Source organism: Bacillus sp. AF62 (assembly GCF_050312695.1).
Lineage (GTDB): Bacteria > Bacillota > Bacilli > Bacillales > Bacillaceae_G > Bacillus_A > Bacillus_A cereus.
Window position 1 is genome coordinate 1 of sequence record NZ_JBNPJZ010000075.1, and the last position, 13,568, is coordinate 13,568.

Genomic DNA, 13,568 nt, shown 5'->3' on the forward strand with positions numbered 1-13,568 from the left:
CTATCTATTGCATGTTCAGCTAGTTTTTCTGATTCATAACATTGCATATTTATTTTAGTTTTGCAACACCCTCATATAAGTAAAGTGTTTTGAAATTAGGAATATTTGACTAGAATCTTAATGATAGAAATTAAATGTCAGATAAGTACTTTCCAACATACAGACCACTTGCAGCTGCTTGAGATAATGAGTGCGTAACGCCTGAACAATCTCCAATTAAAAATAGCCCATGTATACTAGTTTCAAAATGATTATTAATTTTTATCGTAGGAGCATAGAACTTTCCATCAATTCCATATAGTAAAGTATGTTGATCAATAGGTTCTTGTATAAATTGTTCTAAACGTAATAAAAATTCTTTGAGCCCTTCAATATATAATTGAGGAATTTCTTGATTCAAATCTCCATAATCCCCCTGTAGTGTAGGCTGTATACGGCTATGTTCCATGCTGTTTTCCGCCGTAGGTTGTTTCTTTAGTAAGTCCTCTAAGCGCTGTATAACAATCCGATCTCGTCCTTGGTTAATGCCTTTAATAATTGAACTTGCGTATACATTTGCTTCTTTGAGAGTTGGAAAATAGCGAGGAATAAATAAAGTGAAATTTAAATTAGAAGTGCCAGTTCCTTGCTCTCGAAAATTTTGACCGTCAGGCATAACTAAACCTTCTTCGTACTTTCGAATGATGCGTCCTTTTGGATTCATACAGTAAGTAGTTGCTGTGAAATGCTCACCTTGATAAGAAAGTTTTGTTTCAAAAGTATCTTTTAATATAGAACGTAATTGATGTTCTTTCATTTCTACTCTAATCCCTAAATCTACACGTGTTTGCTCCTGAGAAATATTTAGGGAACTGCACATTTCTTTTAACCAATCGGCCCCAGAGCGCCCAGTTGCAAATACTAGTTGCTTAGTTTGAACTGTTCCTTGATTTGTATCTATTGTAAAATGATCTTCCTGTTTCAGAATATGTTGTACATCTATATGAAATTGGATCTTTATTTTCGTCAGTAAAAATTCATAGAGCTGCTGAAAAATGTTACTGGAAAGTGTAGTACCAAGATGTCTTACTTCTGTTGTTAGCATTTGTAAACCACACGCTTCAGCTCTCTTAGTGAGACTTGAATTTTCAGTAGAATATTTTGAAACTGAACTTCCACCAAACTGACATAGAATTTCATCTACTTCAGCCATGAGTTGTATAAAACCCTCTTTACCGACTTTTTTCTCAAGTTCTCCGCCAAATCCGTTTGTATAATTAAATTTCCCTTCAGATTTGCCTAAACCACCAAACCCGAAATATTTATCACATGTAGTACAATTACACACTTTTCCTTCGTCTAAAGGACAATGGCGATCTTCTAGCGCTTTACCTTTATCAAGAATTAAAACTTTTTTGTTACTTTTAGCTAGTGAATAAGCCATAAAAATGCTACTTACTCCAGCGCCGATAATCGTAACATCATACATATTCTTCCACCTGCTAACGAATAGTTTGTTTTTTATTTTTCTAGTGTATAACAATTTTATGAAGTTAAGAAATAGCTTTTATTAATAAAGTGGGAGTTTTTGAACTTGATGCTTTATTAATTTCTACGAGTGGTGGAGTAAATACAAAAATTTTTATTTGAAAGAAGAAACAGTTTAAAAAATAACTATGTCATATGATTAATAACATCTTACATAGAAAAAAACAGACCTTTTAAGTGAAGAGGTCTGTTAATGATTTTAAATCTTATTTAGCAAACACATGATTACCAATTACTGCTACTGTTTGACGTGTCGTAATCCACTTGTCCGTTGATGTTTTTGGATTGTAGAAATAAATCCAGTCTGAATCTACTCCATTTGTGGAGATAGCCTCTTCTACAGCCATTTTTGCTTCTGCACTTGCAGGTTGATTAATTCTTCCATCTGTAACAGGAGTAAATGCATATCCGTATTTAATAGGTTCATAAATAACGCCTGTTATTGTATTTGGAAAACCTTTTGCATTTACACGATTTAGTATAACTTTGGCTACTGCTACTTTTCCTTTATAGGATTCGCCACCTGCTTCAGCGGTAACTAAGCGTGCCATTAAGTCTTTTTCTTTTTGTGAAATACTTGAGTTGATTTTTAAATGTTGTCCTGTATAAAGCTTGTTTCCGACTGTATTGTTAATTTGTTTTATAGATTGGACAGTGACATTGTAACGCTTTGCTATCGTTTCTAATGAATCTCCCGGTTGTACTTGATAAATAATTTGTTCAGAAATGTTCGCAGGCTTGGCGTTTTGAGGAACAGTGATTTCATTTGATTTCACGGACCCTGGAATATGTAACTGTTCGCCAATAAAGGTTTTATCGTTTCCTTTATTATTAGCCTGTTTAATGGATTGTATTGAAACTCCGTATTGTTTACTAATGCCCCAAAGTGTATCGTTCTTTTTTACTGTATGAATGGTAGAAGCTTCAGCTGTACTTTGACTACATACGAATGTAATTGCGGCCGCAGATAAAGGAATTATATGTTTTATTTTTAGTAATTTCATTGTAAATCCTCCTAAGAAAAAATTAAGGTGAAACGATTAAGTAATGTAGTTTGAAATGTGTATATGCGTAATATATTAATGTAAGTATATTAGCACATATAAAATAAATAATCACTATAAGTTTCATATTCATTTAGTGTAGAGTCAGAATATGAAATATTGCATATGAAAATACATTGAAGTTCATATTTCTGATTACTATAATCTATTTAGTAGAAAGGGAATACGTTATAGAATTAATCATTATAGATTAATATAATGATTAATAATTATTAATAGGAGGATTGATGTAATGAAAATATTTCAAAAAATGTGTGCGTCAACTGTAATCATTACAACACTTTTAGGAACAGGAGGCACTATCAATAGTGTATATGCTGATTCTATAGAACAGCAGAGTAAATTAGGGATAGAACAAGAAACAGATAAGCAAATCATTGTAAAATTTAAAGCGAATTTGGATTTGCCATATGAAGATGGTATTGAAAAACAAATACAATCTCAAACGAATGATAAAGTAATAAAAGATCTTTTGACAGAATATCCAGATGTAACATTTACTCGTTTATTCACATCTGTAAGCCCGGAACAAATACAAAACCTTGAAGTGAAAGCACCTAATCATGTATCTACAAGTCTATTAAACTACTATATTCTTCAAAATCAAAATAGTGAGTATGAAGAAGAAATAGTAGATAAGTTAAAGGCATCTTCTTTAATAGAAGATGCGTATATGAAGAAACAAGAGAAAATAATGCCACCTGAAGTGCAATCATCAAGTGTAGCTCTTAATCCTAATAACAATCCTAGATTTAAAAAACAAGGTTATCTTGAAGCAGCCCCATACGGTATTAATGCGCCTTTCGCCTGGGGAATTCAAGGCGGTAATGGAAATGGTATTACTTTTGTTGATATGGAATACGGATGGCTATTAAATCATGAGGATTTATTACATCAAAATATTGAATTAATGTCTGGAAGAAATATAAATCAGCATGTCGGTCATGGGACGTCTGTACTAGGAATTGTATCCTCTGAGGACAATGAAGTCGGGAATATTGGGATTGCGCCAAAAGCGAAAGCAAAGGTTATCTCTCAAATAAGAGATAACGGACAGTATAATACGGCTGATGCAATATTAAGCGCTGTAAATCAGTTAGAAGCTGGGGATGTTTTATTATTAGAGGCGCAAGCATCCTTTGATGGATATGGTGATAAATATTTACCTGTTGAAGTACAACCAGATATTTTTGATGCAATTCGTGCTGGTACAGATAAGGGAATTGTAATTATAGAGGCTGGAGCAAATGGGTGGAATGATTTAGATCAGTTCAAAGATAGAAAGGGTAAGCAAGTCTTAAATCGTAATAGTAAAGATTTTAAAGATTCGGGTGCAATTATGGTAGGAGCTGGCTCTTCATCTTTCCCTCATGAACGTATGTGGTTTTCGAATTATGGAAGCCGTATTGATGTGTACGGATGGGGAGAAAATGTAGATACAACTACAGCCGAGCAAAGTAGAAGTGCTGTAAATCTTTATACTTCAAGCTTTAGCGGAACATCTAGTGCTTCGCCAATTATTGCTGGGGCAGCGACTTTAGTACAAAGCATTGCTAAAGAACATTTAGGACAACCATATAGACCAAGTGAACTAAGAGCAATATTAAGCAACCAGAGCACAGGAACAAAATCTAAAGATCCATATGCAGATAAAATTGGTGTTTTACCAGATTTGAAGTCTATACTAGTAAACTTAGGTTATGAACAAAGAAAATCAAACGGTGGAAATGAGTTACAAGTAACAGAAAATGAACCAAACAATGAGCCTAGACAGGCAAATAAAGTTAACTTTCATACACCGGTGAAAGGAACGCTACATACTAGTGATAGAGTAGATGTATTTACTTTCCAAATTGACTCGCCGGAAAATATTAATATTTCTCTACTAAATGAACAAAATATCGGAATGACATGGGTACTTCATCATGAATCAGATTTAAATAACTATGTAGCATATGGTGAAAATGAAGGAAATGTAGTTAAAGGAACTTATAATGCAAAGCCAGGGAAATATTATTTATACGTCTATAAATATGAGAATAAAGATGGTTCATATGTATTGAACATAAAATAAGCAAAAGGAACTTCAGATGAAGTTCCTTTAAATTTTTCTAATTTAGTATATGTGAATGATTTTTTAACTTTACTTCTATGCAATATTTCATATTGATGAAATGTTATTTATTTTTTATGAACTAGCTTATATTATATTCAATAAGTTTGATGTAAAAACAGAAAAAGTGAGGGATAATAATGAGCAATAAGAAGTTAATTTTGAAATTATTCATATGTAGTACAATATTTATCACATTTGTATTTGCTTTACATGATAAGAGAGTAGTTGCAGCTAGCTCTGTTAATGAGCTTGAAAATTGGTCAAAATGGATGCAACCTATACCTGATAATATCCCGTTAGCACGAATTTCAATTCCAGGAACACACGATAGTGGGACGTTCAAGTTGCAAAATCCGATTAAGCAAGTGTGGGGAATGACGCAAGAATATGATTTTCGCTATCAAATGGACCATGGAGCTCGCATTTTTGATATAAGAGGACGTTTAACAGATGATAATACGATAGTTCTTCATCATGGGCCATTATATCTTTACGTAACACTGCATGAATTCATAAATGAAGCGAAACAATTTTTAAAAGATAACCCGAGTGAAACAATTATTATGTCTTTAAAAAAAGAGTATGAGGATATGAAAGGGGCAGAAGGTTCATTTAGTAGTACGTTTGAAAAAAATTATTTTGTTGATCCTATCTTTTTAAAAACAGAAGGAAATATAAAACTTGGAGATGCTCGTGGGAAAATTGTACTACTAAAAAGATATAGTGGTAGTAATGAATCTGGAGGATATAATAATTTTTATTGGCCAGATAATGAGACGTTTACCACAACTGTAAACCAAAATGTAAATGTAACAGTACAAGATAAATATAAAGTGAATTATGATGAGAAAGTAAAATCTATTAAAGATACGATGGATGAAACGATGAACAATAGCGAGGATTTAAATCATCTATATATTAATTTTACAAGCTTGTCTTCTGGTGGTACAGCATGGAATAGTCCATATTACTACGCTTCTTATATAAATCCTGAAATTGCAAACGATATAAAACAAAAGAATCCTACAAGAGTAGGCTGGGTAATTCAAGACTACATAAATGAAAAGTGGTCACCATTATTGTATCAAGAAGTTATAAGAGCGAATAAGTCATTAATAAAAGAATAAAGATGATGAGAGTAAGAAGCGATAAAATATATCGCTTCTTTTTCTTTTCCAATAACCAACAATAGAAATTGTACTTTTATAATAGAAAAAAATAAAAACATAAGATATAATCATACATATAAAATTTGTACCTATAAATTTTATATATGTGAATGAATTTGATTTGTTGTAATGAAATGGAGGTATATACTATGAAGTTTCCACATGATTTTTTATTCGGAGCTGCTTCAGCTTCTTATCAAGTAGAAGGTGCATGGAATGAAGATGGAAAAGGTGTTACGAATTGGGACGAGTTTTCAAAAATTCCTGGCAAAACATACAATGGAACAAATGGTGATGTAGCTGTTGATCATTATCATCGATATAAGGAAGATGTTCGCTTAATGGCTGAGATGGGATTAGAATCGTATCGTTTTTCTATTTCTTGGGCGAGAATATTGCCGACTGGAGATGGAAAGGTAAATGAAAAAGGGATTGAATTTTATAACAACTTAATTGATGAATGTTTAAAATACGGGATTGTGCCGTTTGTCACTTTATATCATTGGGATTTACCATTACCGTTAGAAAAAGATGGTGGATGGACGAATAAAAGAACAGCAGAGGCTTTCGTAAAATATGCAGAAACTTGTTTTAAGGCATTTGGTGACAGAGTTAAGCATTGGATTACTTTTAATGAGACCGTAATGTTTTGTGGATTAGGTTATTTAAAAGGTGCACATCCACCAGGAATACAAAATGATGTTCCAAAGTATTTTCAAGCGACTCATTATGTATTTTATGCACACGCGAAAACAGTTGCGGTGTACAAGCAGCTGAAACAATATGGTGAGATTGGGATTACACATGTTTTCTTACCAGCTTATAGTGTGGATGATCAAAAAGAAAATATACAAGCAGCAAATCATGCGAATGAATATGAAACGTATTGGTATTATGATCCAATTTTAAAAGGCGAGTATCCGTCTTATGTTGTACAACAATTAAAGGAAAAAGGATGGACTCCTAATTGGACGGTTGCAGAATTAGAAATCATTAAACAAAATGCAGAAGAAAATGATTTTATTGGCTTGAATTATTATCAACCAATACGAGTAGAAAGATACGATATGGATATAAAGAGTGAGGAACATTCTCGAGAAAACTCAACGCTTGCTCCAGGTAACCCTTCTTTTGATGGTTTTTATCGAACAGTTAAAATGGATGATAAAACATATACAAAATGGGGATGGGAAATATCTCCCGAAGGTTTCTTAGAGGGATTGCATATGTTGAAAGCGCGTTACGGTGACATAAAGATGTATGTAACGGAAAATGGACTTGGTGATGAAGATCCAATCATTGACGGAGAAATTGTAGATGTTCCGAGAATTAAATTTATTGAAGCGCATTTAAAAGTAATGAAGCGTGCAATTGAAGAGGGAATTAACTTAAAAGGTTATTATGCATGGTCAGTGATTGATCTTTTAAGTTGGTTAAATGGATATAAAAAGCAATATGGCTTTATTTTTGTCGATCATAATGATAACTTAAAACGTAAGAAGAAACTTTCGTTTCATTGGTATAAACGTGTGATCGAAACGAGAGGGGAAGAGTTATAACAGATAAAAGAGTATTTTAGGAGAAAGTGTATGAGTGCAAAGTATAAACAAATTGCAGATGTGTTAGAGCAAAACATTCGAGATGGGCTTTTTAATGAAACGAAAAAACTACCTACAGAAGAAGCGTTGATGAATCGATTTGAAGTAAGCCGTAATACGATACGTAAAGTAATTAGTCAGCTTGTGAATAGAGGTTATATTTTTCAAGTGCAGGGTAGTGGCATGTTTTTACGCGAAACTTCTGTAACAGATTACATTAATTTAGGAAGTTTACGTGGATTAACGAAAAATCTTGTTTCACAAAATATTGAAACGAAAGTGTTAGAGCTGGAAGTAATAGATGCGGACGAAGAGATAGCAAAGCGGATGCAATGCGAAGCTGGAACTAGGTTGTATTTTTTGAAGCGCTTAAGAATTGTAGATGCTAAACCATTCTCTATTGAAGTAAGTTATTTCAAAAAGGATATTATTCCATATTTGAACGAAGAAATAGCATTAAGCTCTGTATACAGTTATTTCATTGAAGATTTACGATTAAATATTGGTTTTGCTGATAAAGTTATTAGTTGTGAAAAAGTAAATAAAGAAAATGCACAGCTTTTAGAATTAAATGAAGGTGATCCGGCGCTTCTTATTGAAAATACAGTGTATCTTGTAAATGGAACAATTTTTGAGTTATCTCAGTCGATGTTTCATTATGAAAAGGCGAAACTTTTAAATCGAATTAATTTTAAATGAAAAATTATCGTGTGAAAAAAGCAACTGGTCCTAAGTGATCAGTTGCTTTTTATTTTTTTTAAGTGGATGAGCAAAAAAACACGAAAGTGGTTGGTCCGCTTTTTGCAAACATCTATTATGATAAGAGAAGAAAGGTAGTATGTTATCAACGTTTTAAAGAGGAAGGTTTTTATGTAAGTTCTTTAATTAAAATAGATGGGTCTTAGAGAGGTGAAAAGACAATGAGTTTTGCAATTTCACTAGTCGTTATTATTGTAATTGTATCGCTATTTGGGACTGTACTAGTTGCAAGAAACGTGGAGGAGAATTACGGTAAGTCTACAAAAAGAAATGTGAAAAACTTATCTGCAATCTATATTCTTCTTCTTTTTGTTCTACTGGCCGGGGTAACATGGTACGCGGTAATGATTTAATAGTTTGTAAAAGAACTGAAATGAGAGTATGAAGTTGGAATTTCAGAAGCTATTGAGTAATCAGAAAGAGAACCATTTTGGATATATCCATTTACGGATAAGAAAATGTGACTAATTAATACTATTTTTACGGTGAATACTGTTAGTAAAAAATGAGGATAGTTCGTTTTGAAAGGAGGAAACTAGATGGAATGGAAACCAAATCGTGCAGATAAGACACCTGTATATAAACAAATTGCTGATTATATTGAAAGAGGCATTTCTTCAGGTGAATTTCCTTCTGATAGTAAGTTACCTTCTGAGCGTATATTGGCAAAGGAATTACAGGTGAACCGGAGTACAATAGTAGCTGCGTATGAAGAATTAAAATCACTTGGAGTAGTAGAACGGCAAAAGGGAAGCGGAACACGGGTTAATACAGACATATGGGGTGTCTCACATAAACGAATACCGAACTGGGGTAGGTACGTGGAGGATGGATCGTTCTTACCTAACGTACCACTCGTTCAACAAATTCGAACGGAAACACAAAAAGATGATTTAATTAATTTAGCGAGTGGTGAACTGTCACCAGAATTAATTCCGAGTGATAGATTTCGAACAATTTTGGCGGAGAAAACATTTATGGAAAATCTCGGCTATGACCATCCACTTGGAAATGAGATGTTGAGAAAAACAATTGCAGCACATGTTCAGCAATATAAACAAATTGAAGCAGATTCAAGCTCTATTCTTATTACGTCTGGAGCACAACAGGCGCTTAATCTTATCGTTCAATGTTTATTAAAACCTGGCGATGCGATTGCGATTGAAGATCCGTCATATTGTTTTTCGCTTCCAATGTTTAAATCGGCCGGTTTAAACATATTTCATTTACCTGTTGATGAGCATGGAATGAATCCAGATGACTTAATCGATTTGCACAAAAAGCATCGCATTCGTATGGTATTTTTGAATCCAGATTATCACAATCCAACAGGTACTGTGCTTTCATTAGCGAGACGTAAAAAAATTTTAGAACTGTCTTCTGAGTTCGGTATACCAATTGTAGAAGATGATCCGTATAGTTTAATTTCTTTTAATGGAGAAGTGAACCCGACATTAAAATCAATGGACCAAAATGGAAATGTTCTTTATATAAGTTCATTATCAAAAATTGTTGCATCAGGATTACGTATTGGATGGATAATTGGTCCTACACGTGTAATTGAGCGTTTAGCAGATGCAAAGCAACAAGTTGATTTTGGCCATAGTGTATTTACGCAGTGGGTAGCAAATCAATTTTTAGAATCAAAGGATTTTCATACACATATTACGATACTTCGTGGACAATTGAAGCAAAGAAGAGATGAATTAATTGCAGAGCTTGAAGGAACATTGGGAGACCGAGTTGAATGTTTCGTGCCAGAGGGTGGAATACATGTATGGTGTAAAGTGAAAGGAAAGTTTGATGAATATCACTTATTAGGTGAATCTATACGGAATGGTGTCGCATTTGTTCCGGGCAGTGTTTTAGGTTCGAAAAATGAATATATACGATTTACGTTTGGTAGAGCGAATATAGAACAAATTCAACTTGGAATTAAACGGTTTGCCGACACGCTAAATGAAATTTCATAATATGGATGTGTGATAGTGAAATGAGGGAAAGAAATGAAGTACGTGATGCTTTTACTTCAAGTAGGCGTGCTATATATATTTAGCTTAGTGGGTACGTGGATTCAGGAAATATTCCATCTATCAATACCGGGAAGTTTAATAGGGATGTTAATGCTGTTCCTGCTCCTTTCCACTCGCATTTTACCGTTAAAATGGTTTGAGTTAGGTGCGGAAAAGTTAATCGTATTTTTACCGTTATTTTTAATCCCTTCGACAACAGGGCTGATGGAATACGGGTCTTTTCTTTTAAGTAAGGGGAGTATTATATTCCTTTTAGTAGTTGCAAGTACTGTAGTAACTTTGATTGTTTCAGGGTATATAAGTCAATTATTAATAACAACAAAAAAATAAAATCGACAAGGTGCACGATTCAAATGGTCTTAATTATTATTACTGTAGCAATTTATTTCTTGGCGACAAAGCTATATAAAAAATTTACGTTTGCATTTACGTTACCGGTGTTAACAGTTACGGCAATTATGATTTGTTTATTTTTCATTTTTGGTATTTCTCATCATGAGTATAGGGAACATGGAGGAGACATTCTTTCAAGCTTATTGAGCCCTGCAATTGTAGCATTAGCCATACCTCTATTTAAAGAGCGAAAGATACTTATGAAAAATTTTTTATCGATACTTATTGGAGTAGTGATAGGTATAGTGGCTGTAACGAGTATGAATGTAGTGATTGGCGGAATTTTAAATATAGATAAGGAACTTATATTAACTACTTTACCACAGTTAGCAACGATGCCTATTGCCCTATCATTAGCGGATCAAATTGGTGGTATTCCATCTATGACTTCTAGTTTTGTAGTTGTTGCAGGAATAACAGGCGCTATTATCGGACCAACAGTACTTAAGTTTTTCAGTATAACAAGTACGATTGGAAAAGGAGTTGGAATGGGCTGTGCATCACATATTATCGGTGTGAGCCGTCTCGTGAAGGAAGGCGAGAAAGAGGCGACAATCGGTTCGGTAACGATGATTGTAACTGGAATACTCATTAGTATACTAATACCGTATGGAACGAAATTTATTTTTTAAATGTAATGGAGATGATAACAATGACAACATGGTTTATAGTTACATTATTTGTTTTTGGAGCTATTAAAGTATTAGTTTCTAGCATGCCCACTTCTGTTGTAGAATCAATTATTAGTAAATTTGAATTGCATCAAAAGCTTGAGGCGGAAAATACTTCTATATCGATAGATGGAAAAAATATAGAGGGAGAAATGAAACTACAAGTTATTCATGAATTTAATGAGGCTTTGTTTTTAGATAAACATTATTTCCCGCCGCACGGAGAAGGGACACCAATAGTCATTGATACGAAGAAAGGGAATAAAGAGATTAGGTTTTCTCTATATAGCTATGAGGAACATGTTGATGTCATTAAGCAATATAAGAAGAAAGTCGTTGCCTATCGTTTACGCTCTAAAAGCCTTCAAACACTGGCACCATTAGCAATAATGGAAGAGTATGCTTAAGAAGGGACCTATAATGGTCTCTTTATTTTTTTATCCAATTATATACGTTCCAAATAAAAGAATAAAAAATCATATAACCAAATAAAGAATATGTATGGTTCCAATTCGCACTATGTACAAATAAACCTAAACTTTCAGCAATCTGTTCAAAAAGGCTAGCGCAAATACCGATCGAAATAATAAATAGAATTCTAGAAACTTTAGATAATTTTTTTGAAATGTGTATAAAGATAACTGTTAAAATCGGCAGTACGAACAATGTAAAAGCTATATTAACTAAAAATGTGGATGAGAAGGGTCTAGCTGGAAAGGAATATATTTGTTTATGGACAAAAAAAGCATCTAAACAAGTTCCAATAATAGAAGAGAGAAAGATTGTAACTACTAATGCTAGAAACTCATTCTTCTTCTCGGAGGAGGACATTTTTCTTTGCGAGAATTGCGAGTTCAATTTTTTCGAGTGTTTTGCAGTAGTCTTCTGTAATTTGTCCATTTATATTTTCCTCCTTATCAACTAAGTAATTTACAACTTGCCAATCGGTAAACCAATCTTCACTGTCAACTTCTTCATGCTTCATATCTCGCCATGCATAGATGAGTGAAGGACTGTATATACGATAAGCGCCACTTCGCAACTGGCATTTCTTTATTCGGCGCTTATAAAACTCACGGGAAAAAGATTCATTTACACTTGAAAATAAATGGGGCCAGTAATCTTTCCTTGAGCCTGTATGCGGATGATGTTGGGCCCAGCTTATTATTTGAGATAAAACATGTGTATCTCGAAATAATAATGAATACAATCTTTTTCCAATTAATATTCGTTCATGTAAGGAAGTGAAATGTTTCATTGTATCACCAAATAGTAATACTTTTTGTTTTTTATCATTTTCGTAGAATGGGAAAAGGATATGATTAAACTGAAAGAAATCAAAGAGTTTAAATCCAATACTATTTAGTACAGTCTTTTTAAATTGTACATTTTGAATCACTCTTTTTTCTAAGTAGTTTTGTTCATTAACAATAGTTGCAATCGCTAATGTTTTTTTGTTGCCTGTTTTCCAAAAATCGTTCCACATCGTTTCCATAAATGTAGAAACATTTAGGTGAGGGAGAAGGTGAAATAACTTTTGTGATCTCTTTACACTTTGTTCGTAAAGTAAAAATTGAGGGTATACATCTTGGAAAATAAGCCAATTCCCTCTTTCTAAAAAAGAAAAAAATATGAATTGATCTTTCTCTGATAAAATTCTCGTATATAAATCGCCCTTTAAATCAGTCATATTCCAACCGCCGTTACGTGATACCATATGCCCAAGCAGTGCCCAATGTATTTCTGGATATTGAATGTAAAATTGGTAGTATGCGCGTGTTCTTGTAACATTATTTTTATTTAGCTGTTCTGTTTGTATTTTTATTTTGTTGATGATGAGTTGCTCTTCTTTCGTTAATTTATACATGGTATCAGAAGGAATAAGTTTGCTTTTTTGTTTCAATTCATTTTTTACATCGAATAGGGAGAGAGGCAGTGCTTTGGAAGGTCCGTTATATGTATGATATGAATTGTTTCGGTCCATTCCGTTACCTCCCTTTTTCATAAATTTAAACATGATTATTGGCTATGAATCATTCTATTTATTTTATTACGAGTATAAGAAATAAATGAGCGGTGTTTTTTACAAGGAATTTATTTATCATGCAAACAGTATAAAAAATCTTACTGTTGTGAGGTGAAATGAAAAACAGAAACTAAGTTTAATAGTTTCTGTTTTTTTATTTTGTCAATTAAATGTAACAAACGACGATTATGATTTGAATCAATTGAAAATAA

At 33.1% G+C, this 13,568-nt stretch carries 13 protein-coding genes; 9 read left to right on the top strand and 4 right to left on the bottom strand.

The genetic code is table 11. From position 1 onward, the window contains the following. Positions 1-130: 130 nt before the first annotated feature. Both ACQRBL_RS17825 and ACQRBL_RS17830 read right to left on the bottom strand, forming a co-directional pair. Entirely contained in the window at positions 131-1,468 is a 1,338-nt protein-coding gene (locus ACQRBL_RS17825; protein WP_023522822.1) for an NAD(P)/FAD-dependent oxidoreductase, read from the bottom strand. A 265-nt stretch (positions 1,469-1,733) separates the two neighbouring features. After that, on the bottom strand, positions 1,734-2,531 hold the full coding sequence (locus ACQRBL_RS17830) for a cell wall hydrolase (RefSeq protein WP_000771003.1): 798 nt from the start codon (positions 2,529-2,531) through the stop codon (positions 1,734-1,736). Positions 2,532-2,823: 292 nt separating this feature from the next. Between ACQRBL_RS17830 and ACQRBL_RS17835 the strand changes: the two genes are divergently transcribed. The 9 genes from ACQRBL_RS17835 to ACQRBL_RS17875 all read left to right on the top strand — a co-directional run bounded on the left by ACQRBL_RS17835 (position 2,824) and on the right by ACQRBL_RS17875 (position 11,737). Continuing rightward, on the top strand, positions 2,824-4,665 hold the full coding sequence (locus tag ACQRBL_RS17835) for a S8 family peptidase (RefSeq protein WP_411996272.1): 1,842 nt from the start codon (positions 2,824-2,826) through the stop codon (positions 4,663-4,665). A 179-nt stretch (positions 4,666-4,844) separates the two neighbouring features. Next, positions 4,845-5,834, top strand: a complete 990-nt coding sequence (gene plcA, locus ACQRBL_RS17840) for a phosphatidylinositol diacylglycerol-lyase (RefSeq protein ID WP_000066296.1) — start codon at positions 4,845-4,847, stop codon at positions 5,832-5,834. Positions 5,835-6,025: 191 nt separating this feature from the next. Next, the gene (locus ACQRBL_RS17845; protein ID WP_044307324.1) at positions 6,026-7,435 is read left to right on the top strand and encodes a glycoside hydrolase family 1 protein; all 1,410 of its coding nucleotides are present in this window, start codon (positions 6,026-6,028) and stop codon (positions 7,433-7,435) included. A 30-nt stretch (positions 7,436-7,465) separates the two neighbouring features. Then, positions 7,466-8,173 carry a GntR family transcriptional regulator gene (locus ACQRBL_RS17850; protein ID WP_001274912.1) on the top strand — a complete coding sequence of 236 codons (708 nt, stop codon included), beginning with the start codon at positions 7,466-7,468 and terminating at the stop codon, positions 8,171-8,173. A gap of 221 nt (positions 8,174-8,394) precedes the next feature. Next, on the top strand, positions 8,395-8,586 hold the full coding sequence (locus ACQRBL_RS17855; RefSeq protein WP_000006458.1) for a hypothetical protein: 192 nt from the start codon (positions 8,395-8,397) through the stop codon (positions 8,584-8,586). Between the two features lie 186 nt (positions 8,587-8,772). Next, positions 8,773-10,206 (top strand): PLP-dependent aminotransferase family protein, encoded by a 1,434-nt coding sequence (locus ACQRBL_RS17860; RefSeq protein ID WP_411996273.1) that lies wholly within the window; start codon positions 8,773-8,775, stop codon positions 10,204-10,206. A 33-nt stretch (positions 10,207-10,239) separates the two neighbouring features. Further along, positions 10,240-10,596 carry a CidA/LrgA family holin-like protein gene (locus ACQRBL_RS17865; protein ID WP_000878380.1) on the top strand — a complete coding sequence of 119 codons (357 nt, stop codon included), beginning with the start codon at positions 10,240-10,242 and terminating at the stop codon, positions 10,594-10,596. Positions 10,597-10,619: 23 nt separating this feature from the next. Further along, positions 10,620-11,291 carry an LrgB family protein gene (locus ACQRBL_RS17870; protein ID WP_023522815.1) on the top strand — a complete coding sequence of 224 codons (672 nt, stop codon included), beginning with the start codon at positions 10,620-10,622 and terminating at the stop codon, positions 11,289-11,291. Between the two features lie 20 nt (positions 11,292-11,311). Then, a complete protein-coding gene (locus ACQRBL_RS17875) occupies positions 11,312-11,737 on the top strand; it encodes a YfmQ family protein (RefSeq protein WP_000214633.1) in 426 nt (141 codons plus the stop codon). A gap of 22 nt (positions 11,738-11,759) precedes the next feature. On the opposite strand, the gene ACQRBL_RS17880 is transcribed toward ACQRBL_RS17875, so the two are convergent. Both ACQRBL_RS17880 and ACQRBL_RS17885 read right to left on the bottom strand, forming a co-directional pair. Continuing rightward, positions 11,760-12,161, bottom strand: coding sequence for a CBO0543 family protein (locus tag ACQRBL_RS17880; protein WP_015406501.1), 402 nt, complete (start codon positions 12,159-12,161; stop codon positions 11,760-11,762). Continuing rightward, positions 12,136-13,314, bottom strand: coding sequence for a DUF2515 domain-containing protein (locus ACQRBL_RS17885; protein ID WP_000375774.1), 1,179 nt, complete (start codon positions 13,312-13,314; stop codon positions 12,136-12,138). The genes ACQRBL_RS17880 and ACQRBL_RS17885 overlap by 26 nt, the downstream gene beginning before the upstream one ends. Between the last annotated feature and the right edge of the window lie 254 nt (positions 13,315-13,568).